Raw genomic sequence first — 25,408 nt, 5'->3', positions numbered from 1 at the left:
CAGTTTCAACACAGCCAATTCACTGGCGCCAAAAAAACCTGTCCTCAATGATGGCACTTTGTCATAATGCCGCCCCTTTTCAGCTCCCGGGCGCATTGCCGTGCCGGGACATCCCCGTTTTTCAAAAGGAATACTCAGTGAGAATGATCTCCCGGATGCTGGTCTCAGGCGTTGCGATTGCCGTGCTTGGCACCCTTGCCACGACGCTGGCCGGTTGCGCCACCGAAAGCTCCCGCGCGCTGCCGGTGGCCAAGGTTGAAAGCGCCACACAAGTCTGGACCGGCGTTCGTGTGCCAATGGCCGTGGGCAAGTTCGACAACCGCTCCAGCTACATGCGCGGGATCTTCTCCGACGGCGTCGACCGTCTCGGCGGTCAGGCCAAGACCATCCTCATCACCCACTTGCAGCAAACCAATCGCTTCAGCGTGCTGGATCGCGACAACATGGGCGAAATCCAGCAGGAATCCGCCATCAAGGGCCAGGCCCAGCGTCTGAAAGGTGCTGATTACGTGGTCACCGGCGACGTCACCGAGTTCGGCCGCAAAGAGACCGGCGATCACCAGTTGTTCGGCATTCTCGGCCGTGGCAAGACCCAGGTCGCCTACGCCAAGGTCAACCTGAATATCGTCAATATCAGCACCTCCGAAGTGGTCTATTCGACCCAGGGCGCCGGCGAATACGCCTTGTCCAACCGCGAAATCATCGGCTTCGGCGGCACCGCTGCCTACGACTCGACCCTCAACGGCAAAGTACTGGATCTGGCCATGCGCGAGGCGATCAATCGTCTGGTCGATGGCATGAACGCCGGTGCCTGGAAACCGGGCAACTGATCGACGCCCATTGCAAGGAGCAACACCCCCATGACTCTGAATTTGTCGCGCTCGTTACTGGCGCTGACGCTGGCCGCCAGCGCCTTGCTGGCCGGTTGCAGCAGCCCGAAAACCCTGTATCAGTGGGAAGGCTACGAGCCCCAGGTCTACGAATACTTCAAAGGCGAAGAGCCGAAAGAAGCCCAGGCCGAAGCCCTGGAGCGTGACCTGCAGAAAATCCGCTCCACCGGCAAGGCCGTACCGCCGGGTTACCACGCGCACCTTGGTCTGCTCTACCTGAGCATGGGCAAGGACGATCAAATGGTGCAGCAGTTCAATACCGAGAAAACCCTGTTCCCTGAGTCCGGCACGTACATGGATTTCCTGCTTAAAAACGCCAAGACCGGAGAGGCGAAATGATCGCGCGCACCTTGAAGCTGCTCGCCGCCGGTCTGGCCCTGACCGCACTGGCCGGCTGCGTCGCCCCCAAGACCGTGGACTACTCGGCCTACAAGCAGGCGCGGCCGAAGACCATTCTGGTGCTGCCACCGCTGAACACCTCCCCGGACGTGAAGGCGTCGTACAGTCTGTTGTCGCAGGTGACGTTCCCGTTGGCCGAGGCCGGTTACTACGTGCTGCCGATTACGCTGGTTGACGAGACGTTCCGCCAGAACGGCTTGACCACGCCGGACGATATCCATCAGGCACCACCAAACAAACTGAAGGAGATCTTCGGTGCGGATGCTGCGCTGTACATCACCGTGACCGAATACGGCACCCGTTACATGGTGATCAGCAGCGAAACGGCAGTGACCGCGACGGCAAAACTGGTCGACCTGAAAAGCGGCACCACGCTGTGGACCGGTACGGCCCGGGCGTCGAGCGAAGAGGGCGGCAACAACAACGGTGGCGGGCTGATCGGCATGCTGATCACGGCAGCGGTGAAGCAGATCATCAACAGCTCCACCGATGCCGGCTACCCGATTGCCGGTGTGGCGAGCAATCGTCTGCTCTCGGCCGGGCATCCGGCAGGCCTGCTGTACGGCCCGCGCTCGCCGAAGTACGGCACTGACTGACCCCGGTAATGATCGTTCCCACACTCTGCGTGGGAACGATCAATGTCGGCGTGAGCCTGCTCACCGCCGCCCCCTCCCGGCACTTGTGTCCTGCTTGCAACGAGCAGACAGCTAGAAAGACGCCGCCTCGATGGGTGATTCGCACTCAACGTGCAATCAAGACCCTGCATCTCGAAGCCGAAGGTTATATCCTGCGTGGCACTCAGTTGCTCGACGTTAAAGGAGTGCCCAAATGACCGAAAAGAAACCGGAAACCACGGTCGACCGCGTCTACCAAGGGGTTTACGAGGCGATCAGCAAGCGTTCGTTGCGTCCGGGGATGAAACTGGGCGAGGCCTCCCTGGCCGAGTTATTTAATGTCAGCCGCACGTCGGTGCGCGCGGCATTGAAGCAATTGGAGGCCGACGGACTGGTCACCACCGAGCCCAACAAAGGGGCATCGGTGTCGTTGCCGAGCAATGAAGAGCTTCGCTCGCTGTTCGAAACCCGCCGTCTGATCGAGATCGGTATCGTCACTGAACTGTGCCGGCGCAAGGACAGCGCGGCGATGCAGGATCTGCGCGCACATTTGCTGCTGGAAGATCAAGCCCATGCAGCCGGCGATCACGAACGGCTGATTCATCTGCTTGGCGAGTTCCACCTCAAGCTCGCGCGCAGCCTGAACAATCCGGTGCTGCTCGACTGGTTCCAGAAGCTGATCTCCCGCGCTTCGCTGTACGCAGCGGCGCTGGACGACGACAGCCATGAAGTCTGCCGCGACGACGAGCATCTGCGTCTGATCGAATACATCGAGGCCGGCAATCAGGGCGCCGCCATCGAATTGACCTGCACCCACCTCAACGGCATCGAGAAGGCCATTCTCGACGCCGCCGCCAAAATGAAAACCGGCTACCATCCGCTCAAACACCTGATCGGGGTCTAAGCTTCGAACGGCGATGAAATCGGCTATACCTCATATGAAACCAATACGACTGAAGACGCTCGAAACAGACGGGCGTCGCGTCGTTATGGCGTCGCGATTTATCGGGCAATCACCACAGGACACTGAGTCAGTCGATGCAGTTTTTATCCGATAGCCATGGTTGTGAGGGCTGGAAAGGCGAAATGGCCGGACGCATCAGCGCGTTCGACTGGAGCCACACCGAACTCGGCCCGCTCCATAGCTGGCCGGCCAGTCTGTGCAGCGCGGTGCAACTGATGCTGGCGTCGCCGCTGCCGATGGTCATGCTCTGGGGCTATGCCGGGTACATGATCTATAACGACGCCTATTCCAAGTTTGCCGGTGGTCGCCACCCGTATCTGCTCGGCGCGCCGGTAGAACTGGGCTGGCCGGAAGTCGCCGATTTCAACCGGCATGTCGTCGACACCTGCCTGGCCGGTGGCACCTTGTCGTTTCGCAACAAGGAACTGGTGTTGTTGCGCGATGGCGTCCCCGAAGACGTCTGGATGGATTTGTATTACAGCCCGGTGCCCAATGATGAGGGGCAGCCGGCCGGTGTGATGGCGATGGTGGTGGAAACCACCGAATTCATGCACTCCGAGCGTCGGCGCCAGGCCGCTGAAAAGGCTTACCGCGCCGACAACGAGCGGGTGCGCCTGGCGCTGAATGCCGGGGCTTTGCTTGGCTCGTTTGTCTGGGACGTGAAAAACAACATACTGTCGGCAGACGAACGTTTCGCTCGCACGTTTTCCTATCCGCCGGATCAGGACCTGAGCGACCTGCCGCAGGGCATCGCCGAGTCGCGCATCCACCCCGATGACGCCGCCTGGGTGCAGGAGCGGGTCGCCCATTCCGTGCAGACCGGCGAGCCGTATAACGCCGAATACCGCGTGCGGCGCAGTGATGGCAGTTACTCGTGGGTGTTGGCCAGTGGCGCCTGTGAGTTCGACGAACAGGGTGCGCCGTTGCGTTTTCCCGGGGTATTGATTGACATCCATGAACGCAAGATTGCAGAAGAATCCCTGCTCAAATTTACCCGCAACCTCGAACAGCGCGTGGGCGAGGAGGTGGAGGCGCGGCTGGCGGCTGAAGAGCAGTTGCGCCAGTCGCAGAAGCTCGAAGCGATTGGCGGTCTGACCGGCGGCGTCGCTCACGACTTCAATAATCTGCTGCAAGTGATTGCCGGCAATCTGCATCTGCTCGCGCGCCACGAACCGAACAACGCCAACGTGCAACGCCGGGTCAGCGCTTCGCTGGCGGCGGTCGAGCGCGGGGCCAAGCTGTCCTCGCAACTGCTCGCGTTTGCCCGGCGTCAGCCATTGTCGCCGGCGGTGTGCAACCCGCGGCAGATTTTCGAAGGCGTTGGCGAGTTACTGCAGCGGGCGCTGGGTGAAACCATTCAGATCGACGTGCAGTTGCCGCAACAACCGTGGCACATCAACGTCGACCGCAACCAGTTGGAAAACGCCATCCTCAACCTGGCGATCAACGCCCGTGACGCGATGAAGGGCGAGGGCACCATTGCGCTGAGCGCTGCCAACGTTCGCCTCGACCACGAGTACTGTGCCGGCAAAGGCATCGTTCCCGGCGAGTTTGTCCGCGTCGCCGTCAGTGACACCGGTGTCGGCATCCCGCCCGACATTCTTGAGCAGGTGTTCGAACCGTTTTTCACCACCAAGGCCGATGGCCAGGGCACCGGGCTGGGCCTGAGCATGGTGTTCGGCTTCGTCAAGCAGAGTGGCGGGCATGTCGAGATCAGCAGCAATATAGGCGAGGGCACGCGAGTGCAGTTGTACTTCCCGCGCAGCCTGCGGCCGATCCTTGATGAGGCGCCCAATCTGCAAAGGCAGCAGAGTGGCGGCCATGAGACGATTCTGGTGGTCGAGGACAACGACGCGGTGCGCGCTTCGGCGGTCGAACTGTTGCGCGAGGAGGGCTACCGCGTGTTGACCGCCGGCCACGGCGATGCGGCCATGCAAATGCTCCTTGAAGGTGTCGAGGTCGACCTGATTTTCACCGACGTGGTCATGCCGGGGCTGATCAAAAGCTCCGACCTGTTCGCCTGGGCCAAGGTGCAGACGCCGCCGGTGGCGGTGCTGTTCACGTCGGGGCACACCCGCGACATTATCTCGCGCAATCACCAGTTGAGTCCTGACACTCATTTGCTCGGCAAACCTTACAGCCCGGAGGCATTGCTGCAGATGATTCGGGTGGTGCTCGGCAACTGAGCGCTGAACATTCCATTACCAGGGCAGGTCGATGACTTCCAAACGCACCTCCAAAGCGCCCGCCGGCATGGTCCGGGTCCGCGGCGCTCGCGAACACAACCTGAAGAACGTCGATGTCGACATTCCCCGCGATGCGCTGGTGGTGTTCACCGGGGTATCCGGTTCGGGCAAGTCGTCGCTGGCGTTCTCGACTTTGTATGCCGAAGCCCAACGCCGCTATTTCGAATCCGTGGCGCCCTATGCGCGACGGCTGATCGATCAGGTCGGCGTGCCGGATGTCGACTCCATCGAAGGCCTGCCGCCGGCCGTGGCCCTGCAACAGCAACGCGGCACGCCGAGCACGCGCTCATCGGTGGGCAGCGTGACCACGCTGTCGAGCCTGATCCGTATGCTCTATTCCCGCGCCGGCAGTTATCCGCCGGGCCAGCCGATGTTGTATGCCGAAGACTTTTCGCCGAACACCCCGCAAGGCGCGTGCCCCGAATGCCATGGCCTCGGTCGGGTGTATGAGGTCACCGAGGCGCTGATGGTGCCCGACCCGAACCTGACCATCCGCCAGCGCGCGGTGGCATCCTGGCCGCTGGCGTGGCAGGGGCAGAACCTGCGCGACATCCTTGTGACCATGGGCATCGATGTCGATATCCCCTGGAAGAAATTGCCGAAAAAGCAGCGTGACTGGATTCTCTTCACCGAAGAAACCCCGACCGTGCCGGTGTACGCCGGGCTCACTCCGGAGGAAACCCGGGTTGCCCTCAAGCGCAAGATGGAACCGAGTTATCAGGGCACCTTCACCGGCGCCCGGCGCTATATCCTGCACACGTTTACCCATTCGCAGAGTGCGCTGATGAAGAAGCGCGTTTCGCAGTTCATGCTCGGCAGCCCTTGCCCGTTATGCGACGGCAAGCGCCTGAAGCGTGAAGCGTTGTCGGTGACGTTTGCCGGCTATGACATCGGCGAACTGTCGCAGATGCCGCTGCTGCAAGTGGCCGAAGTGTTACGGCCGGTGGCGGCGGCGAGCTATCTGGAGCACGCCGAGGAAACCGGCGAGACCTTGAGCCACGCGCAAACCCGCGAGGCCCGCCAGCAGCGCGTGGCCCACGGCGCCAGCGGTCACGGCAGCGCGCCAGACGTACGTCACACGCCAAATCTGTCGCTGGAAAAACGCCTGGCGGCGCAGCGCATTGCCGAGGATCTGCTGGAGCGGGTCAGTACCCTGACCGATCTGGGCCTCGGTTATCTGGCGCTGGAGCGCAGCACGCCGACGCTGTCCTCCGGTGAGTTGCAGCGCTTGCGACTGGCAACGCAACTGGGTTCGCAATTGTTCGGGGTGATCTACGTGCTCGACGAGCCGTCGGCCGGTTTGCATCCAGCCGATGGCGAGGCGTTGTTCGAGGCGTTGCAGCGGTTGAAGGCTGACGGCAACACGCTGTTTGTGGTCGAGCATGACCTGGAAACCATGCGCCGCGCTGACTGGCTGATCGACGTCGGCCCGGCGGCGGGCGAGCAGGGTGGTCGAGTGCTGTACAGCGGTCCGCCCTCCGGTCTGGCCGAAATCGAGCAATCGCAGACTCGCGCTTATCTGTTTGCCGAAGCGCAGCGCCAGACACGCGCAGCGCGCAAACCGACGGGATGGCTGAAGCTCGATGGCATCACCCGCAACAACCTCAACAACCTCAGTGCCGAATTCCCACTGGGCTGCTTTACGTCGGTGACCGGAGTATCCGGCTCGGGCAAGTCGAGTCTGGTCAGTCAGGCCTTGCTGGAACTGGTCGGCGCGCAGTTGGGGCGGCCGCCGGTGGAGAGCGAGCCGGAAGAACTCAGCCTCGAAGACGATGCACCGCAGGTCAGCAGCGGCCAGGTTACGTCGGGACTGGAGTCGATCAAGCGACTGGTGCAGGTCGACCAGAAACCCATCGGCCGCACGCCACGCTCCAATCTGGCGACCTACACCGGGTTGTTCGATAACGTGCGCAAGCTCTACGCCGCCACCGACGCAGCACGGGCTGCCGGGTTCGACGCGGGGCAGTTTTCTTTCAACGTCGCCAAGGGCCGCTGCGCCACGTGCGAGGGTGAGGGCTTTGTCAGTGTCGAGTTGTTGTTCATGCCCAGCGTCTATGCGCCGTGCCCGACTTGCCATGGCGCGCGCTACAACCCGCAGACCCTGGCGGTTCTCTGGGAGGGGCTGAGCATTGCGCAGGTGCTGCAATTGACCGTCGAGGAAGCGGTGAAGGTGTTTGCCGAGCAGCCGGGGATTCGCCGTTCGCTGGAGGTATTGCGCGATATCGGCCTCGGTTATCTGCGTCTGGGCCAACCGGCCACGGAGCTTTCCGGCGGCGAAGCGCAGCGGATCAAACTGGCCACCGAGTTGCAGCGCAACCAGCGCGGCGCGACCTTGTATGTGCTGGATGAACCGACCACCGGGCTGCATCCGCGCGATGTCGACCGGCTGCTGGAGCAACTGGATACGCTGGTGACGGCAGGGCATACGGTGATCGTCGTCGAGCACGAAATGCGCGTGGTGGCGCAGAGCGACTGGGTGATCGACATCGGGCCGGGGGCGGGGGATCAGGGCGGTCGAATCGTAGTGGCGGGTACACCGCAGAAGGTTGCGGCGAGCAAAAAGAGCAAGACCGCGCCGTTTCTGGCCCGGGCCTTGAATCGGTAATCGCGCTGCTGCCCCTGGCCTCATCGCTGGCAAGCCAGCTCCCACAGGTTTTAGTGGTGTACGCGGAATATGTGTACACACAAGATCACTGTAGGAGCGAGCTTGCTCGCGAATGCATTGGCTCAGGCACCGTCAAGGGTGCGGCGTACCTTGTCCAGCAGCTCACTGATCTGAAACGGCTTGACCAGCATGTCCATGCCGGTCCCCAGAAATACCTGACGATTGATCGCCGTTTCCGCATATCCGGTCATGAACAGAATCGGCAGCCCCTCACACCACCCTCGCGCAACATCCGCCAGCTCGCGTCCGTTCATGCGCGGCAGGCCGACGTCCGTCAGCAGCAGGTTGATCGATGGATCGTTCTGCAGGCGCTCCAGCGCGGTTTCGATGTCCGCCGCCTGGGTGCAGCGATAACCCGCGTCCTCCAGCACTTCAGCGACAAACATGCGCACCGCCGGCATGTCTTCGACAATCAGCACATGTTCGCCGCTGCCTTGCGGATCGACCACCGGCGCCGGGATGTCGACGCCTGTCGGATCGCTGGTGGCCGGCAACATGATCGTCACTTCCGTCCCGCGCCGCGCGACGCTGCGGATGTGCGCATCACCGCCCGACTGGCGGGCGAAACCATAGATCGTCGACAACCCCAGCCCGGTGCCCTTGCCTAAGGGTTTGGTGGTGAAAAACGGATCGAAGACCTTGTCGATGACGTTGTGCTCGATCCCGGTGCCGTCGTCACGCACCGACAGTGCTACGTAAGCACCGTCGGCCAGATTCGGATCGCCATGGGAATACGCGGCATACGTGTTGACCCAGATATTGCCGCCCACTGGCAAGGCATCCCGGGCGTTGATCACCAGATTCAACACCGCGCTTTCCAGCTGCACCGGGTCGACCAGGGCGATCGCCGGTTTGCTCGTCAACTCAAGCTTGAGGGTGATCCGTTCACCGATGGTGCGCACCAGCAACTCTTCCAGCGAACGCACCTGATCATTGATGTCCACCGGCCGTGTGTCCAGCGGCTGCTGACGGGCAAAAGCCAGCAAGCGATGGGTCAGCGAGGCGGCACTCATCGCCGAATTCAGCGCCGCTTCGCTGTAAAACTGCACCTTGTCCAGACGCTGATCGGCGACGCGTTTCTGGATCAATTCGAGGCTGGTGATGATCCCGGTCAGCAGGTTGTTGAAGTCGTGGGCGATACCGCCGGTGAGCTTGCCCAGTGCATCCATCTTATGCACTTGCAGCAACTGCGCTTCGGCGCGCGCGCGCTCGGCGACTTCCTTGGCCAGTTGCGTGGTGGTGTCGTCCAGACGCGCCAGATGCGAGCGCTCGCGATGGCGGTGCTCGGTAACGTCCTCAACGAACACCAGGCTCAATTCGGGCGTGCGGTATGGGGAAATCTGCCACTCGGTCTCGCGGATTTCCCCCTGCACACGCATGTTCAGCGTGCCTTTCCAGCGCTCGCCATCGACCAGACGCAGGCGCAGCTCATTGAGGATGGCGCTCTGGTCCTCGGCAAAGCATTCACGCAGGGCTTGTGGGTCCAGATTATCGAGAATCAGTTGGGCGAAGGCATGGTTGCACTCATGCACCTTGAGGCTGGCATCGAGCACCGCGATCGGCGCGGACACATTGGCAAATATCTCGCGGAATCGCGCCTCGCTTTCGCGCAGGGCGTTTTCCGTGTCGCGCACCCGCAACAGGGTACGCAGGGTCGCCAACAGCACGTCGGCGTCGACCGGGTGAATCAGATAGGCATCGGCACCGGCGTCGAGGCCGGTGATGATGTCGCCGGTCTGGATCGATGCGGCCGATACATGGATCACTGGCAGCAGCGCGGTGCGAGGGTCAGCGCGCAGAATGCGCACGATGTCGAAGCCGCTCATGTCCGGCAGATTGACGTCGAGGATCAGTGCGTCGAGTACTTCGCTGTCGATCAGCGCCAGCCCCTCGCCGCCCGTGCCAGCCTCCAGCACCTCATAGCCGTGGCGCTCCAGCCGTCGGCGCAGGGCGTAGCGGGTGGCGACGTTGTCGTCGACGATCAACAGGCGGATGTCACGTTTCATCGACGTTCTCCAGAGCGATCGCCAGCGGGATGATCACGAAGAAGGTCGAACCGACCCCCGGCGCACTGTCCATCCCGACATCGCCGCCGAGCAGGGCGGCGAAGCGTTTACACAGCGACAGGCCCAGTCCGGTGCCGCGCAGACGCTTCTGCAACGGCGAGTCGACCTGGGAAAAGTCTTCGAACAATGCGCCATGCAGCTCGGCAGCGATACCGATTCCGGTGTCGCTGACGGCAAAACGCACTTTGTCCGCCCCTTCGAGCCGTGCCGAAACCCGCACCTCGCCTCGGGTGGTGAACTTCAGCGAGTTGGAAATGAAGTTGCGCAGAATCTGCGCGAGCTTCTTGTCGTCGGTGTACAGGCGGGGCAACCCGACCGGTTCTTCGAAGATCAGGTCCACGGCGCTGGCATCGACAATTGGCCGGAACATCCCGCGCAGCGCGGAGAACAGGTCGAACATGTCGAACCATGCCGGGGAGATAGTGATGCGCCCGGCTTCGATCTTCGCCAGATCGAGCAGGTCATCGACCATGTCACTGAGTTCGCGGGCGGCGGTGCTGACGAAGGCCACCTGTTTGTGCTGTTCGGGGCTGAGCGGACCGTCGAGTTCATCGGCCAGCAGGCTGTTGATGCTGAGGATAGAGCCCAGCGGCGTGCGGAACTCATGGCTCATGTACGACAGGAAACGGCTTTTCAGATCCGAGGCCTGGCGCAATTCCTCAGCCTGTACATCGAGTTCGGCGTACAGGGCCAGCACGCCCTGATTGGTTTCATCGAGTTCTTCGCGCAGGGCCGCGGTTTCGCTCTGCAACTGCGCAATCAGCGCAGCCTGCTCGGCATGGCTCAGGATTGGCGACTCAGCCATGGGCGGCCTCCAGGGCAACGACCAGCACCGTTACATCGTCGCGCCCGCGACAGAAGTCGCGCTGCAGGACGGCGGCTATCACGGCGGGATGGCGGTGCACCAGGCCGGGGTAGTCTTGAAGGTTCCAACGGGACTGCAAGCCGTCGCTGTACATGATCAATAGATGTCCGTTCACGTGAGCATAGTCAAAGGGTCGCGCTTTTCGGTATTGCACACCGACAATGCCTGGATGCGAGGCCAGTCCGCGTGATTTGTCGGCGGCGATCAGGCTGGCGCCGATGTTGCCGACGCCGGCGAAGGTCAAGTGATCGCGCCGCGCATCGAACTGGGCAAACGCCACAGCGCCGCCGCGAGTGCCGATCATGTCGCGGTGCATGTCTTCCATCAGCATCACCGGCTCGGCGAAAGGCATCAGAGCGAAGGCTTGTGCTCCGGCCCGCCCGGCCCGTTCGGCATCTTCTCCGTGACCCAGACCGTCGATGATCAGCGCGCTGATGCTGCCGTTGTCATACGCCAGTTGCCAGACATCGCCACACGCCGGATCGTTGTGCAGCGAGTGCTGACTGACCCCGAAACGCATGTCAGGGGCTCGATCCGAGCGCGGATAAAACCTGGCCAGTAATACCGCGCCACGGGTATCGGCGTACACATCAAACACTTCAGCCTGGCGTGATATCGAGCCGAGGCCGATGCCTTGGGTGCCTCCGGTCGAAAACCCGTCGGGCATACACGCCTGCAGATCAAAGCCCTGAGCACGGTCGATGGCGAGCAACTCAATGCCAAAGCCATCGGTGCGGGGCAGCACCCGCAGATGCATTTCACCGTGGCTGGCGTGCTTGAGCACATTACTTGCCAGCTCCGTCGCCACCAGTGCGACACGCCCGGCATCGCGCTCGTCGAATCCATGCTGTTCGGCCAGTTGTTGCGCGGTGCGTCGTGCATGGCCGATCTGGCTGCTGTCCTCGATCAGTAAAACCTGGGTCATCGACCCGCTGATATTCATGTCCATCGGGTAATCGTTATTCGTGTGCCCTTGCCGGGCTCGGTGTCCAGTTCGAACTCTTCGACCAGACGTTTTGCCCCGGTCAGGCCCAGGCCCATGCCGCTGCCGGAGGTCCAGCCGTCGGTCATCGCCAGTTTGATGTCGGCGATACCCGGACCTTCGTCGCGGAAGGTCAAGCGCAGCCCGACCTTGTGATCTTCATCGAGAATCTGCCAGTCCATGTCGCCGCCGCCCCCATAAACCATGGTGTTGCGGGCCAGCTCGCTGACCGCCGTGACCATTTTCGTCAGGTCGATCAGGCGCATTCCGCATTCGGTGGCCAGTTTGCGCGCTGTCTGGCGCGCGAGCACGACATCTTGCTCGATGTGAATGGGTTGAGTACCGCTGCTGCGTACGGTCATTGCCTGTCTACTCGTTCCTGCAGCAGCTTCATCCCGCGCTCGACATTCAGTGCGGTACTGACGCCGGGCAGCGTCATGCCGAGTTCCACCAACGTAATCGCCACCGCCGGTTGCATGCCCACCAGCACAGTTTCGGCGTCCATGATTTTCGACAGGCCGGAAATGGTGCCAATCATCCGGCCAATGAACGAGTCGACCATGTCCAGCGCCGAAATGTCGATCAGCACGCCCCGCGCCGAGGTCTTGCTGATACGCTCGGACAAGTCGTCCTGCAAGGTGAGGGCGAGCTGGTCATGCATGTCGACCTGAATGGTCACCAGCAGAAACTGGCCCATCTGAAGAATCGGGATACGTTCCATGCTTAAACAGTCTTGACGAGGCTGACACCCAGACGGGTCAGGGCCAGTTTCAATGCGTCGGCCAGATTGGCCTTGGTCACCACGCCTTGCAGGTCGAGGCCGAGGTGGACGATGGTTTGTGCAATTTGCGGACGCACGCCGCTGATGATGCAGTCGGCGCCCATCAGGCGGATCGCGGTGACGGTTTTCAGCAGGTGCTGGGCGACCAGGGTGTCAACGGTCGGTACGCCGGTGATGTCGATGATGGCGATTTCCGAGCCGGTGTCGACGATGCGTTGCAGCAGCGATTCCATCACCACCTGCGTGCGCTGCGAGTCGAGGGTGCCGATCATCGGCAATGCCAGAACGCCGTCCCACAGCTTGACCACCGGAGTCGAGAGTTCCAGCAGTTCTTCCTGTTGACGCTTGATTACCGCTTCGCGGGATTTCTGAAAGGTGCGGATGGTGTGCATGCCGAACGCGTCGAGCAGTTCGGAGACTTCCCAGAGCTGTTCGGCGAGCAGCGCCGGCTGGTCTTTGTAGTGGGTCTGCAGCAGGTTGAACAGCGGGCCTTTGAGGGCGAAGATAAAACTGGCGGTCTGCTGCGAATCCTGGCCGAGCAGGGCGCGGCTGTGGGAGAGTTTTTCGAGGAACTGGCGGGTGGTTTCCCAGCCCGGCGCGGCGATGTTGGTGCCGTTACCGTTGTGCAGACCGTTGATCACCAGTTGCAGGAACTCCGAGGTTTGTTGCTGCACATCCTGATCTTTCAGGTTGCGTGCAGCACCGCTGGTTTGCAGTCCGTTGATCCATTCGCCGAGCAACTGCGCCTGTTGGGTTTTCATTGCTTCGAGTGTGCTGTTCTGCAGTGCTGCCATGTGCCTGTTGCTCCGTCGCGAATTGGGGGCGATCGTGGAAAGTGATCGCGGCGAAATGATCGACATTTGCCGATCGAAATAGTTGTTCGTCCTTGCGCGTATTTTTTGCTCTGGCCCAAGACACGCCCCGGTAACTCTAGACGGCGTGGCCGGGCATGACGATGTTTTGAACGATGGAGCGGGGCAGGCTTCGAACCATTGACACCCGGCGGATGTGTGTCGGGCGTGTTTTGACCAACGAGGTGGCCATGAACGAGCAAACGAAGGAACAGAGTCAATCGGGCGAACCGATCAATCGCAATGACCCGGCTATCGACCCGCAGATGCCGGGGCAACCGCTGCCGGCTCAGCAGCAGGGCAATGACGGTCAGGCGCAGAGTGCGGATCCCCAGGTGGACCAGAAGAACCAGCATACGGACAACGACAACGAGTTCAGCCCGGGTTTCGAGCCGCAGCCGGACCGGGCGAAGCCGGGTGAGGAGACGGATGCGGATATTGATACGGATGGCGGTTGATTTTCGGCGGATATGACAAGGCCGCATCTTTATCGATGCGGTCTTTTTTTCGCTTGGGTTTGGTGGTGGGGCTGAGATCAATCCCCCTCACCCCGGCCCTCTCCCCCAAAGGGGCGAGGGGGAAAGGGAGCAGATCGGGGGCTGTTCAGCACCTGAGTTGCGCTTCGGAATCTGAGTTCAAAACCGCAATTGCACTTCCGGGCCTGAGTTCAAAGCCGTAATTGCACTTCCGGCCTTGAGTTCGAAACCGAAATTGCACTTCCGGACCTGAGTTCAAAGCCGAAGTTTCAGGTCGATGCAGCTCGAACACCCAACATGGTCGGCTCCCTCTCCCTCCGGGAGAGGGCTGGGGTGAGGGTAAAGCTTTTACTTGCTAGGGTGTTTGGCCTGCAGCTCCTTGGCATGGGCCAAATGTTTTTCCAGCGCTGGCAGCATTTTCTGCGCAAATGCCTTCAGCTCCTTCGCGCCTTTGACCTTGTCATCGGTCACGGTGTTCGCCTGTTTTTTGAACAGCTCGATCGTTTCTTCGTGAGCCTTAACCTGGTTATTGGCGTACGCCGCGTCGAACGACTCGTCACGCATGTCGAGGATTTTTTCCTTGGCCTGTTTGACCAGGGTCGTGGTGTCCGGGACTTCGATGTCGTTGGCTTTGGCAATGCTTGCCAATTCATCATTGGCCTCGCCGTGATCGGTGATCATCTGGTTCGCAAAAGCTTTGATGTCAGCCGATTGGCTTTTCTCCAGTGCCAGGCGGCTGGTTTCGATTTCGGCAATTCCGCCAGCCGCGGCGTTATCGACGAAGTCGTTGTCAGTCGCAGCGAAAGCACTGCCCATGCCGCTGCTCAAAGCGACAGCCAGAACCAGATGACGCAGGTTGAATCCGTCCATTGGGTATCTCCACGCAGGTTTTTGTGAGCGTTATTCAATGGAGCAAACGCGGGCGTCAAAGGTTTTATCGTATTTACGACAGGGCGACGAACGGCAACCGCTGGTCTGACAGGGAGTCGACAGAAGCCGTTGCGCAAGGCCATGCTGATAACGAGTCAGCGCATCGGTCGCGCTGGATGTCGATCACATTGATGGAGGTGTTTCATGCCGGTTTCACATGATCTGTATCAGGACCTTGGCTGCAAGAAGGAAGAGATCGAGCAAAAACGCTCCGAGGATCCGAAGCTGGATTCGTTGCTCAACAAGTACTTCGACGTCGATAAGACAGTGGTCGCGGCCGAGAACGCCCAGTCAGACGCCCCCAGTGACGATGAGTTGAAAAAGCTCAAGGAGAAACGCGTGATCGTCAAGGAACAGATCGTCGCCCAACTGAATGGTCAGCCGCTGACAGGGCAGTAATCGCCCGACTTGCGGTCAGCATCCAAAGGGAACGGCAACCGCAAACGGCACCTCCAATGTCCAGAGTCTGTAAACCATCGACTCGTTGCGAGGTGCCTTATGAACGATCCGAAATTCCCCAGTGAAGAGCAGGGCGGCTTCGACCCGATTCCCACGCATCCTCAACCCAACAGCCCGGCCCACACCACGGCCAATCCTGAAAGGCCGGATGAGGATTTGCCTGAAGACGAAGATCCTGAGAAGTTCGACAGGTCCAGCAACTGACAGACCGCTATCGCTGGCTTGCCAGCGATGGCGTCAGTTGACTCGATACCGATCCCGCAGATTCACTTCAGGGCCGCATCCAACGGCATCCGCGCCATATGCGTCGCCTTCAACGAACCAAAATACAACCACGGCCCATACTCGCGCACCGTGGTAATCGGTGAGTAATTGCCGTTGCTGGCATCCTGCAAATTGGCGATCACCTTGCCGTCCAGATCCAGCCCCAGGACAAACCCGCGCTTCTCCACCGGTTTCGGCAACACCGTCAATGCCCGCACGATCATCTTGCGCACGAACGGATGCCCGGCGGTACCGTCGAGCAGCGCATTGCGCGGCGCATACAACGCCACCCAAAAACGGTTGCTGCCGTTGAACGCGAGGTTGTCCGGCAGCCCCGGCAGGTTGTCGATGAACAGATCATGAGTGCCGGCTTTCGGCCCGGTCAGCCAATAGCGGCTGATGCGATAGGCGCCGGTTTCGTTGACCAGTACATAGGCGTCGTCCGGGCCCAGCGTCACGCCGTTGGCGAATTCCAGTCTGTCCAGCAACACGCTGGTTTTACCGCTCTGAAAGTCATAGCGCAGCAGGCGTCCGTCACCGCCGTGCTCGATGATCGCTTCGCCGTCATGGCCGTAACCCCAGCGGCTGGAAGCATCGCTGAAATAGGCGTAATGGCCGGACCTGTCGATGGCCACGTCATCGGTGAAACCGAATGCCAGACCATTGGCCTGCGTAGTCAAAGGCACCAGTTGACCTTGCGCATCCAGAGACAGCAAGCCCTTGACCCCATCAGCGATGACCAGCATGCCGTTCGGATGCCGGGCCAGGCCCAGCGGGCGGCCACCGGTGTCGGCGAGTACTTTGCGCTGCTGGCCATCGAGGCTACTGCGGATCAGTCGGCCGTCGTGTAATCCGGTGATCAGGAAGTCACTCTCCAACAGCAAGGCTTCCGGCCCTTCGATGTCGCTTGGCCCGACCTGCGCTGCGCCTTTGAGTTTCTGGTTTTCGGCATAGACGCCTTCTTTCAGGGAGGGTGCTGGCGGCGGTGACCAGGCCACGGGTTCGACTTTGGTGGGCATCAACAATAAAAATCCGATGACGATGAGGACCAGCAACAGCAGCAGATATCTCAACTTCACGCGCTGGCCCTCACTGAGGCCAGGTAGCGGGCGGCCATGTCGCGCAGCGCCAGCATCGACGCGGCAGATTCGCGCTCGATGCGCCGTTTCAGGAGCAAGCGATTGGCGATGCGCATGCCCAGTCCGTCGAAGCGATAATCCAGCGTGCGTACGAACCGTGTACCGCTGCCCTCGGCGCTGCATTCATAGGTCAACAACAGCGACAATCCATGATCGCCTTGCGCCCGCGCGCACCAGCGCCGGCCGGGCAGGTACTCGGTGACCTCCCAACTCAAATGGCCTGCACGCCCGCCGGCATGAATGTCCTCCTCGAAGCGCGCACCGGCATGCAGCGGGCCTTGCGCGCCATCGATCTTCAGCGAAGAGGGGTGCCATTCCGGCCAGCGACTGACACTGGCGGCATAGGCCAGCACGGCGATGGGGTCACCAGCGATATCGATCGGGTGCTGCAGGCGGGTCATGGGCATTGGCGAATCGCTCAAAGGGGTGGTTTCCGGCTCCCGGTACAGGGTGCCGAACAGGTAGTCCATCAACGGCAAAACGATGTTGAAATTGCGCTCTTGCATACGCTCGCGGCGGTGATGCAGTTCGTGCAAGCGACGCATCTGGCGGATCCACGGCAGGCGGGTCAGCGGGTTGTGCGGCGGCAGGTGTTCGCAGGCGTGGAATATCTCGTAGGTCAGGTAACCGAGGACCATGCAACCGCCAAACAGCCCGGCAACGTTGGCGTTTATCTGTGCGAGCAACCACCACAGCGGCAGGGTGATCAACAGTGTGTGCAGCACGATCAGCCACGCGGGGAACAGAATCACCCGCCAGTCACGGGCGCTGTCGTAGGTCATGTGGCCGGGGGTGAAGAAGCTGTGATGATCGCCGGCATGCCGGGCATAGAACATTTTAGCGAAGGTTTTTTTGTGGTGGCCGAGATGGCGGTGGACCATGTACACACCGAAATTGAACAGCAACAGGGTCAGCGGCACGCTCAGCCATTCCAGCAGACGGACCCGCTGCACGCTGCTCCAGAACGCAGCGATGGCCAGCACGCCGAACAGCAGTACGAACGCGCCGTGCAGCCACGGGTTGTACAGCGGATGAATGGCCGCACGGTAGCGGCTGCGAAAGATCTCGGTGGTCTGCCTCACTGCGTCACCTGCGGGTATTGTTGTTATACCCGGCAGATTAGCCGATCCGGCCCGTTGTGCAGGCCGGACCTTGATGTCACATGCGCCATCATCGGCTGTAAAGCCGCCGCTTCAGCTCAGCGGGTTCCAGCGTTGCGACCAGTCGTCATCGGTGCGGATAACTTCGCGCAACAGGTGGAAGGCCTGCTGCAGCGTCGCCGAATCGCGATCCCGTGAGTAAACGAGGTACGTCGGATAGCCGAATTCCGGGGCTTTGGTCACCGCTTCCAGAGCGCCGCTTTCCAGATAAGTGCGCACGACACGGGTGCGGAAATAGCCGCTGCCGCCATGCTCGAGGATGTACTGCAAGGCCAGCGGGCCGAGGTTGAAACTCAGCGCCGCTTTGGCTTTTTCCGGCAGGGCGGCGTCATGCTGACGGCGGAAATCCGGACCCCAATCGATGTAGACGTAAGGATCGGGACGATCGGGGGCACGCACCAGAATCAGTTTTTCTTCCAGCACCTGCTCGACCTGCAGTCCCGGCCAGTATTCAGGTTGATAGACCAGCGCGGCGTCGAGCACACCAAGTTCCAGTTGGCGCAGCAGGTTTTCGCCGTCGCGGATTTCCATGCGCAGAGCATGCCCGGGAATCTTCTCGCGCAGTTCCGCCGCCCAACTGAGCATCAACGGGTTGCACAGGCTGACCTCGCCGCCGATGTGCAGCACGTTGTGATAGCCCTCGGGCAGCGGCAGGTCGCGGCGCGCGGCTTCCCAGGTCTGCACCAGTTGATTGGCGTAGACCACAAAAGCCTCGCCATTGGGCGTCAGTTTCGCCCCGGCGCGGTTGCGCACGAACAACGTGCTGCCCAGCTGGCTCTCGAGTTTCTGTACACGGGCGGTGATTGCCGTTTGCGTGACGAACAGTTTCTGTGCGGCCGCGGCGAGGCTGCCGTGGCGGACGATTTCCAGAAAGGTGCGAGCGAGGTCGATGTCCATGGGCGGGCCGGTGTTTGAGGTGACGGCATTGTAAAGGCAAAAGCCCCTCACCCTCACCCTAACCCTCTCCCTGAGGGAGAGGGGACTGACCGAGGTGTCTTTCGTCATACATCGACCTGAAAGATCGAGTCGATTATGGATTCAGAGCAAGACGCTCAGGTCGGTGTAAATCTTCAAGATTCCCGGCTCGGTTCCCTCTCCCTTGGGAGAGGGCTAGGGTGAGGGGAAAGCAGTCACCGCAAAAATCAACTGGCCAACTCAACCGAACGCCCCCGCGCCCACTCTTCAATCAACCTCGCCGGCGTGCCACACACCTTGCGCTTGTAAACAAAATTGCGGCACTTCTCGGCGAACTGATTACGGTTGTAGAGCATGTCTTCCTGCATCTCCTGCAACTCGGTTTCGCGGCATTGCCGGATCAACCCCTGATCGACCCGCGCCTTGCGCTCGCGCACCGCCGCATAGGTCGGATCGCTCAATACGCCGTTGGCCCGTTGTAGCAACCACAGCGAAAATTCGTCCGGGCAGCGCGGACCGATTTCCTGAACCATGCCCAGTTGCCACGCCTGCACCGCGCTTACCGGCAGACAGGCCTGGGTCAATTGCTCGGCCATCGCCGGGCCGACGGCGCGGGGCAGGCTGTAGGTCCAGTATTCGGAGCCGTACAAGCCCATGCTCTTGTAATGCGGATTGAGCACGATATCGGCGCGGGCAAAGACAATGTCGGCCGCCAGCGCAAGCATCACGCCACCGGCGCCCGCGTTGCCGGTGACGCCACTGACCACCAGTTGCCGGGCCGTCAGCAGTTCTGCGCAGACATCATCGATCGCTTGAATATTGGCCCAGGCTTCGGCACCCGGATCCTGCGCGGCCTGGATCACATTCAAATGCACGCCGTTGGAAAAACTGCCGCGCCCGCCCTTGATCAGCAACACCTGAGTATCACGGGACTTGGCCCAGCGCAGCGCAGCGACCATGCGCTGGCATTGCTCGGTGCTCATGGCGCCGTTGTAGAACTCGAAGGTCAGCTCACCGACAACACCGGATTCGCGATAGCGCAGCGGTTGATAGGCTTCGTCGCTGAACGGCTGTGTGGCGATCGACCAGTCCAGCACGGGCACGTCGGCCAGTTGCCCGGCCAGCACGTGCCGCGCCGGTTGCTTGAAGGTCTCTTCGCCAGGTTGCGGTTTGCGCCGCAGCGCACCGATCCACAGGCTTTGATCACCGGCGGCGACCAGCACGGCATCGTCATGCACGGCGAGAATTTCTCCGGGCATGCCGCTGCGCGCATCCAGGTGCGCGTCGTACACGTAATACTGACCGCCGGCCAGGCTCGCCAACACGCCGGGCTGGCCGTCGGCGGCATCGATGCAGCGTTTGATGAAGCGCGCGCAATCGTGCCAGCTGAAACTGCGGTCGACCTGCTTCATGTTCGGCTGCAAGCGCCCGCGCACGTTCACATCGGCATAGTCCAGAGCCACCGGCTCGAAGCCTTCGACGAATTTCTCCACCACTTCGCGAATGCAGCGAATCGCCGCGTCACTGACCCGGCCGTTATACAGCTCGGATTTGCGCAGGCCCGACGGCAGGTTGAATTCACACGTGGCCCATACCGGCCCGGCGTCCATTTCCTCGACCGCTTGCAACGCGGTGACGCCCCAGCCCGGCAATTCGTTGGTAATCGCCCAGTCGAGGGCACTGGCGCCACGATCGCCGACGATACCCGGATGGATGATCACCACCGGCCGCTCGGTGTTGCTCCACAGCGCCTGCGGCACGCGATCCTTGAGGAACGGGCAGATCACCAGATCCGCGCCGCTGTGTTCGATCTGTTCGCACACAGTCTGTTCATCGGTAAACAGCACGACGCTCGGCGAGTGCCCGGCCTCGCGCAGTTCCAGCCAGGCGCGTTGAGTCAGGCCGTTGAATGCCGACGACAGCAGAATGATGTTGAGTGATCGCATGATTGCTCTTCCTTGAGTGGATTCAGCCGCGGCTCTCGGTGAGCCGTCCCTGGCCTTCGATGGAGCCGCGAGATTAATCAGTGGTCGGCCTTGCGCCAGTGACCGAGGTCAACGTTCTGTCAGCCAATGTTTCTGCGGCGACGAAGCGCCTTATGCTCAATGGTTTGCCTATGCGGATTTTTTATTACTTCAAATGTTGCCGAGGCTATTGCACAGTCGCGCCTGATCAGAGCCGGACGATCCCGGCAGAACGATGGTTTTTCGCAGCGGGTGGGACCCGTTTCAGGGAGCAAGGCATGGGTGGGTACAACCCGCATTACCAAGTCATCGGACAGATGTTCCAAAAGGATTATCGCTGGCTATGCGCTGCCGTTGGCCGCACGCTGGGTTGCCCGCACAGTGCGCAAGACATTGCCTCGGAAACCTTTTTGCGGGTGCTGGCACTGCCGGACCCTACGGCCATTCGCGAGCCTCGGGCGCTGCTGACTACCATTGCCCGCCGCCTGGTGTACGAAGGCTGGCGCCGGCAGGATCTCGAACGTGCGTATCTGGAAAGCCTGGCGCTGGCGCCGGAACCGGTGCATCCGTCTCCGGAGGAGCGGGCGCTGGTGATCGAAGCGCTACTGGCGGTGGATCGTTTGCTCAACGGGCTGTCGGCCAAGGCCAAAGCGGCGTTTCTCTACCATCAACTCGATGGACTGACCTACAGCGAGATCGGCGAGCGCCTCGGGGTGTCCACCAGCCGTGTCCAGCAATACATGGTCGAAGCGTTCAAGCGCTGCTATCAGGCGATGCAGGCATGAGGCCCGACGAGACGGTGATCGACGAGGCAGCGCAATGGCTGGCGTTGTTGCAGTCGGGCGAGGCGGGCATGGCTGAACGGGCAGCGTTTGAAGCGTGGCGGGTTGCCGATCCACGCCATCAACAGGTCATCGAGCAAATGGGCGGCGGCCTCAATCTGTTGCGAAATCCGAGCCTGCGCAGCGTACCGCGCAGCAGTTTGCTGCACAGTCTCAATGCACCGTCGAGCCGTCGACGCTTTATCAGCGGCAGTTTGAGTGTGCTCGGTGTTGCGCTGTTGGCCGGGTTGCTCGGACGGCGCTACGGCTGGCTTCCAGAGGCGGGCGAGTTATCGACCGGCACAGCTGAGCGACGTGATTTCATTCTGGCCGACGGCAGTACGCTGACCCTCAACGCGCGCAGTCGTGTGGTGCCTTTGTTTGACGAGCAACAACGTCTGCTCGGCTTGCGCAGCGGTGAATTGCTGGTCGACGTGGCGAAAGAGCCGGCACGGCCCTTTGTGGTCGAGACCGAGCACGGTCGTATGCGTGCGTTGGGGACCAAATTTCTTGTGCAGTACAGCGAGGATTCGACGCGATTAGTGATGCTTCATTCGCAGGTTGAAGTGGTCACCGCAGGCGGCGCGCGACAAGTGGTGCAGGCCGGCGAAAGTCTACTGTTCAACGACGCCGGCGTGCTGTCGCGGGAACGCAGCAACGGCCAGGAAAGTGCCTGGGTGCAAGGTCGCCTGGAAGTGCGCGACCGGCCTTTACGCGAGGTCATCGACAGCCTGCGCCGCTACCGGCGCGGCATCCTGCATCTGAGTCCGGAGATCGCCGATCTGCGCCTCAGCGGCCTCTATCCGCTCGATGACAGCGACCGCACCTTGCAACTGCTGCAGGACTCGCTGCCGATCCGCGTCACCAGGTACAACCCGTACTGGGTCAGTATCGACGCGCGGTTATAAATCCATAACTTCTTGGCCTAATCGCCGCCCTATAAAAAGCGCCGGCCCGCTGCTCATTCCCTGCAGATGCCTTCAACAGGGAAACCCTTCGATGTTCTCAATCAAACAACAATTACCTCGATTGACCCTCGCCGCTACCTTGGCGATGGGCATCAGTCCATTGGCGGCTGTTGCTCAGGAACCTGCTGCAGCGGTGTTTACCTTCGACATCGCTACCGGGCCGTTAGACGAAGTGCTGCTGGACATCTCGCGGCAGAGCGGTGTGCCGATTTCTTTCAGTCAGGAACTGGTGCAGGGCAAACGCAGCGCAGCGGTGCGCGGGGCGTTGGGCGGTCGTCAGGCGGTGGAAAAAGCCTTGCTTGGCAGCGGCCTGCACGTCGAGCAAAGCGCTCAGGGTTTGACGGTTCGCGAAGCTGATGCGCCGGCGAAAGTCACTGCCGTGGCACCGGTCACCAGCGCCGATTACCGCATGGAAAAAGTCACCGTCACCGGTTCGCGCATTGCCCGTGCGCAGAGCGATGGTGCCACGCCGGTCAACGTTATCACCCACGAAGAAATGGAAGCGCGCGGCTACAAAAACGTCTACGACGCCCTGGCCACACAAACGCAAAACACCGGCATGACCCAAGGCGAAGATTACGGCAACACCTGGCAACCGGCGGCCAGTGCGCTCAACCTGCGCGGCCTCGGCCCCAACCATACGCTGGTGCTGATCAACGGCCGGCGCGTAGCTGATTACCCGACGCCGTACGACGGCAAGGTCAACTTCACCAACCTGGCGAATATTCCTTCGGCAGTCATCGAGCGCATAGAAATCCTCAGCAGCGGCGCCTCGGCGATTTACGGTTCGGATGCGATTGCCGGGGTGGTCAACATCATCCTCAAGGACAAGATCAATGGCGTCGACGTCAACCTCAAGGGCGGTACCAGCGAACGCGGTGGTGGCGACAACCAGCGCTTGCAGATCAGCGGCGGTGGCAGTTGGGGGGATTTTGACGGCTTGTTCGGGCTGGAGCTGACCAACCGTGATCCGATCTGGGCCGATGACCGTGGCTTTATGCAAAACGGCCCGCTGGCGGACGTCGGCTACCGCCGTGACTTGAGTAACAGTCGGTATCTGGGACCCGGTTGCGGTGCCTATCAGGGCACTTTCGACAACAAGCTGTTCAACAGTGGCGGACGCTGCCGCACCGACCAGATGTACAACGACTACTGGACCGTGCAGACCCAGAAGGAAAACTACGACGGTTACACGCGCGGCACTTGGCATTTCAGCGACAGCGGTCAGGTTTTCGCTGACTTGATGTACGGCCTCGACCACATCCAGAACAACACGCGCGGACCGACGTTCACCTCGCCGGACTTCATCAACCAGAACAGCGGCAATCTGGAGCGCTGGTACCGGCGCTTCGGCGAAGAGGAAATCGGTGGCCGCACCAGCAACAACAGCAAGTGGCGCGACACCTCGTGGACCGGCACCCTCGGCCTTTCGGACAAGATTGCCGACACCGGCTGGAGCTACGATCTGGCGGCCAATCGCTCGGAATATCGCAGCGTCAGGACCACGCGCTATACGCCGCTGTCGTCGATCCAGGATTTCTATCTCGGCCCGCAACTCGGTGTCAGCGGCGGTTATCCGGTGTTCGCCCCGGATGCCTCGCGCCTCGACCGGCCACTGACGCCGCAGGAGTGGCAACAGTTTCGCGGTAACCTGAGCCAAAGCAGCAAATCCGTATCGACCAGTTACAACGCTTCGGTCAATGGCGATCTGTTCGATCTGCCGGCTGGCCCCGTCGGTTTCGCCGGGGTGCTGGAAGCGGGTAAGCAGGAATACCGCGTCGATCCGGATGACGGCCTCAACGACGGCACGTTTTATGGCGTAAGCCCACAGCAAAGCTCCGGCGGCTCGCGCAAGCGTTATGCAGCGGGCGGCGAGTTCAGCATTCCAGTGACCGACACCGTGCTGGCAACGGCGGCAGGACGCTGGGACCAATACAAATTCAGCGGCCGCACCGAACAGCAGAAAACCTACAACCTCGGGCTGGAATGGCGCCCGGTCACCAGCTTGTTGCTGCGCGGCAGTTACGGCACCAGTTTCCGCGCGCCGGACCTGAATTACATCTATCAATCCGACAGCAACGGTTACTACCCGGCGCAGATCGATTACTACGGTTGCAGCCAGGGCGTGGAGGGCGCCTGTGAGCGTGGACGGGTCGATTACACCCAGAGCGGCACCGCAGATCTGGAGTCCGAGCGTGGCAAATCCTGGACCTACGGGTTCGTCTGGTCGCCGTCGCGCAACTTCGATTTTTCCACCGATTTCTGGCGGGTCGAGATCGATGATTTGCTCACCACCGTTGATGAAAACCGCTTGCTGCAACAGGAGAATGAATGCCGCAACGGCACACAGGACATCAACTCGGCCAATTGCCAATCAACCCTGGCGCGCATCGATCGTAACGCGGGCAATGCGGCGGTCGATCCCAACCAGTTGAATCGCGTGCGGGTCAACGCGATCAACGCCGCCAGCGAGCGGGTCAGTGGTCTGGACTTCAAGAGCAACATTCGCTGGGGCGCCGGGCAGTACGGTGCGTTCAGTTCGGCGCTGGGCTACACCTTGGTGTTGTCGCATTACTACAAGGAGTCGGAGGAAGCGCCGACGCAAGACTGGCGCACCTCACGCACCAACTACGACTGGCGCAGCAAGGTCAACGCCAGTCTGACCTGGGATTATCAGAAGGCCACAGCGACGCTGATGGGCATTCGTTACGGCTCGGTCACCAACGGCGCCGGAGACGGGCGGCTGTCGCCGTGGACGGTGTTCAACGCCAGTGCGCGCTACAAGCTCAATGATCGGGCGAGTGTCGGTCTGACCGTGAACAACGTACTCAATCAGGTCAAACACGATGACTCGGCGGGATGGCCGTACTATCCGACCGGCAACTATGACCCGTACGGGCGGCAGTGGTGGCTGGATGTGAGTTATCACTTCGGCGGCTGATGGCCACGAATCTGGTGTTTACGTCCTACGGAAAATGCTGGGTTTTGC

Annotated in this window: 23 protein-coding genes; 12 read left to right on the top strand and 11 right to left on the bottom strand. The window is 61.2% G+C overall.

Features of this window, described 5'->3' with window-relative positions; translation table 11 throughout:
- Positions 1-143: 143 nt before the first annotated feature.
- From ACM6IV_RS09825 to ACM6IV_RS09800, 6 genes are all read left to right on the top strand, one after another.
- Positions 144-830 (top strand): CsgG/HfaB family protein, encoded by a 687-nt coding sequence (locus ACM6IV_RS09825; RefSeq protein WP_414870249.1) that lies wholly within the window; start codon positions 144-146, stop codon positions 828-830.
- A gap of 30 nt (positions 831-860) precedes the next feature.
- Entirely contained in the window at positions 861-1,229 is a 369-nt protein-coding gene (locus tag ACM6IV_RS09820) for a DUF4810 domain-containing protein (RefSeq protein ID WP_414869788.1), read from the top strand.
- Positions 1,226-1,885 (top strand): DUF799 domain-containing protein, encoded by a 660-nt coding sequence (locus tag ACM6IV_RS09815; protein ID WP_414869787.1) that lies wholly within the window; start codon positions 1,226-1,228, stop codon positions 1,883-1,885. The genes ACM6IV_RS09820 and ACM6IV_RS09815 overlap by 4 nt, the downstream gene beginning before the upstream one ends.
- A 232-nt stretch (positions 1,886-2,117) precedes the next feature.
- Positions 2,118-2,807: a GntR family transcriptional regulator gene (locus ACM6IV_RS09810; protein WP_414869786.1), complete on the top strand. Its 690-nt coding sequence runs from the start codon at positions 2,118-2,120 to the stop codon at positions 2,805-2,807.
- A 134-nt stretch (positions 2,808-2,941) separates the two neighbouring features.
- Entirely contained in the window at positions 2,942-5,053 is a 2,112-nt protein-coding gene (locus tag ACM6IV_RS09805; RefSeq protein ID WP_414869785.1) for an ATP-binding protein, read from the top strand.
- A 31-nt stretch (positions 5,054-5,084) separates the two neighbouring features.
- Complete coding sequence (locus ACM6IV_RS09800) at positions 5,085-7,718, top strand: excinuclease ABC subunit A (protein WP_414869784.1); 2,634 nt, start codon at positions 5,085-5,087, stop codon at positions 7,716-7,718.
- Positions 7,719-7,840: 122 nt separating this feature from the next.
- On the opposite strand, the gene ACM6IV_RS09795 is transcribed toward ACM6IV_RS09800, so the two are convergent.
- Genes ACM6IV_RS09795 through ACM6IV_RS09770 form a run of 6 tightly spaced genes read right to left on the bottom strand, consistent with a single transcriptional unit; the run spans position 7,841 to position 13,266 of the window.
- On the bottom strand, positions 7,841-9,784 hold the full coding sequence (locus ACM6IV_RS09795) for a response regulator (RefSeq protein ID WP_414869783.1): 1,944 nt from the start codon (positions 9,782-9,784) through the stop codon (positions 7,841-7,843).
- The gene (locus ACM6IV_RS09790; RefSeq protein WP_414869782.1) at positions 9,774-10,649 is read right to left on the bottom strand and encodes a sensor histidine kinase; all 876 of its coding nucleotides are present in this window, start codon (positions 10,647-10,649) and stop codon (positions 9,774-9,776) included. The genes ACM6IV_RS09795 and ACM6IV_RS09790 overlap by 11 nt, the downstream gene beginning before the upstream one ends.
- Positions 10,642-11,652 (bottom strand): ATP-binding protein, encoded by a 1,011-nt coding sequence (locus ACM6IV_RS09785; RefSeq protein ID WP_414870248.1) that lies wholly within the window; start codon positions 11,650-11,652, stop codon positions 10,642-10,644. Before ACM6IV_RS09785 ends, ACM6IV_RS09790 begins: the two co-directional genes overlap by 8 nt.
- Positions 11,649-12,053, bottom strand: a complete 405-nt coding sequence (locus tag ACM6IV_RS09780; protein ID WP_003225570.1) for an anti-sigma regulatory factor — start codon at positions 12,051-12,053, stop codon at positions 11,649-11,651. Before ACM6IV_RS09780 ends, ACM6IV_RS09785 begins: the two co-directional genes overlap by 4 nt.
- Complete coding sequence (locus ACM6IV_RS09775) at positions 12,050-12,412, bottom strand: STAS domain-containing protein (RefSeq protein WP_414869781.1); 363 nt, start codon at positions 12,410-12,412, stop codon at positions 12,050-12,052. Before ACM6IV_RS09775 ends, ACM6IV_RS09780 begins: the two co-directional genes overlap by 4 nt.
- A gap of 2 nt (positions 12,413-12,414) precedes the next feature.
- On the bottom strand, positions 12,415-13,266 hold the full coding sequence (locus ACM6IV_RS09770) for an STAS domain-containing protein (protein WP_414869780.1): 852 nt from the start codon (positions 13,264-13,266) through the stop codon (positions 12,415-12,417).
- 248 nt (positions 13,267-13,514) lie between these two features.
- On the opposite strand from ACM6IV_RS09770, the gene ACM6IV_RS09765 reads away from it, so the two are divergent.
- Positions 13,515-13,781: a hypothetical protein gene (locus ACM6IV_RS09765; RefSeq protein ID WP_414869779.1), complete on the top strand. Its 267-nt coding sequence runs from the start codon at positions 13,515-13,517 to the stop codon at positions 13,779-13,781.
- 366 nt (positions 13,782-14,147) lie between these two features.
- On the opposite strand, the gene ACM6IV_RS09760 is transcribed toward ACM6IV_RS09765, so the two are convergent.
- Positions 14,148-14,669 carry a DUF4142 domain-containing protein gene (locus tag ACM6IV_RS09760; RefSeq protein WP_414869778.1) on the bottom strand — a complete coding sequence of 174 codons (522 nt, stop codon included), beginning with the start codon at positions 14,667-14,669 and terminating at the stop codon, positions 14,148-14,150.
- Between the two features lie 204 nt (positions 14,670-14,873).
- On the opposite strand from ACM6IV_RS09760, the gene ACM6IV_RS09755 reads away from it, so the two are divergent.
- Together ACM6IV_RS09755 and ACM6IV_RS09750 are read left to right on the top strand one after the other, a co-directional pair.
- Positions 14,874-15,128 (top strand): hypothetical protein, encoded by a 255-nt coding sequence (locus tag ACM6IV_RS09755; RefSeq protein WP_414869777.1) that lies wholly within the window; start codon positions 14,874-14,876, stop codon positions 15,126-15,128.
- A gap of 99 nt (positions 15,129-15,227) precedes the next feature.
- The gene (locus ACM6IV_RS09750) at positions 15,228-15,392 is read left to right on the top strand and encodes a hypothetical protein (protein ID WP_414869776.1); all 165 of its coding nucleotides are present in this window, start codon (positions 15,228-15,230) and stop codon (positions 15,390-15,392) included.
- 62 nt (positions 15,393-15,454) lie between these two features.
- On the opposite strand, the gene ACM6IV_RS09745 is transcribed toward ACM6IV_RS09750, so the two are convergent.
- From ACM6IV_RS09745 to ACM6IV_RS09730, 4 genes are all read right to left on the bottom strand, one after another.
- Positions 15,455-16,531 carry an SMP-30/gluconolactonase/LRE family protein gene (locus ACM6IV_RS09745; protein ID WP_414869775.1) on the bottom strand — a complete coding sequence of 359 codons (1,077 nt, stop codon included), beginning with the start codon at positions 16,529-16,531 and terminating at the stop codon, positions 15,455-15,457.
- Positions 16,528-17,673, bottom strand: coding sequence for a sterol desaturase/SRPBCC family protein (locus tag ACM6IV_RS09740; RefSeq protein ID WP_414869774.1), 1,146 nt, complete (start codon positions 17,671-17,673; stop codon positions 16,528-16,530). The genes ACM6IV_RS09745 and ACM6IV_RS09740 overlap by 4 nt, the downstream gene beginning before the upstream one ends.
- Before the next feature lie 111 nt (positions 17,674-17,784).
- Positions 17,785-18,648 carry a LysR family transcriptional regulator gene (locus ACM6IV_RS09735; RefSeq protein ID WP_007912548.1) on the bottom strand — a complete coding sequence of 288 codons (864 nt, stop codon included), beginning with the start codon at positions 18,646-18,648 and terminating at the stop codon, positions 17,785-17,787.
- A gap of 245 nt (positions 18,649-18,893) precedes the next feature.
- The gene (locus tag ACM6IV_RS09730; RefSeq protein WP_414869773.1) at positions 18,894-20,612 is read right to left on the bottom strand and encodes a hydrogenase maturation protein; all 1,719 of its coding nucleotides are present in this window, start codon (positions 20,610-20,612) and stop codon (positions 18,894-18,896) included.
- A 296-nt stretch (positions 20,613-20,908) separates the two neighbouring features.
- Here ACM6IV_RS09730 and ACM6IV_RS09725 point away from each other — a divergent pair, with 296 nt between their 5' ends.
- The 3 genes from ACM6IV_RS09725 (at position 20,909) to ACM6IV_RS09715 (ending at position 25,360) form a co-directional block, all read left to right on the top strand.
- The gene (locus tag ACM6IV_RS09725) at positions 20,909-21,415 is read left to right on the top strand and encodes a sigma-70 family RNA polymerase sigma factor (protein WP_414869772.1); all 507 of its coding nucleotides are present in this window, start codon (positions 20,909-20,911) and stop codon (positions 21,413-21,415) included.
- The gene (locus ACM6IV_RS09720; RefSeq protein ID WP_414869771.1) at positions 21,412-22,359 is read left to right on the top strand and encodes a FecR domain-containing protein; all 948 of its coding nucleotides are present in this window, start codon (positions 21,412-21,414) and stop codon (positions 22,357-22,359) included. The genes ACM6IV_RS09725 and ACM6IV_RS09720 overlap by 4 nt, the downstream gene beginning before the upstream one ends.
- 91 nt (positions 22,360-22,450) lie before the next feature.
- Positions 22,451-25,360, top strand: a complete 2,910-nt coding sequence (locus ACM6IV_RS09715; RefSeq protein WP_414869770.1) for a TonB-dependent receptor domain-containing protein — start codon at positions 22,451-22,453, stop codon at positions 25,358-25,360.
- Positions 25,361-25,408 lie beyond the last annotated feature (48 nt).

Origin of the sequence: Pseudomonas sp. IT-347P (genome assembly GCF_949768005.1) — a bacterium.
Taxonomy (GTDB): domain Bacteria; phylum Pseudomonadota; class Gammaproteobacteria; order Pseudomonadales; family Pseudomonadaceae; genus Aquipseudomonas.
The sequence above is the reverse complement of the archived record's forward strand: the minus strand, read 5'-3'. Positions and strand labels throughout refer to the sequence as shown.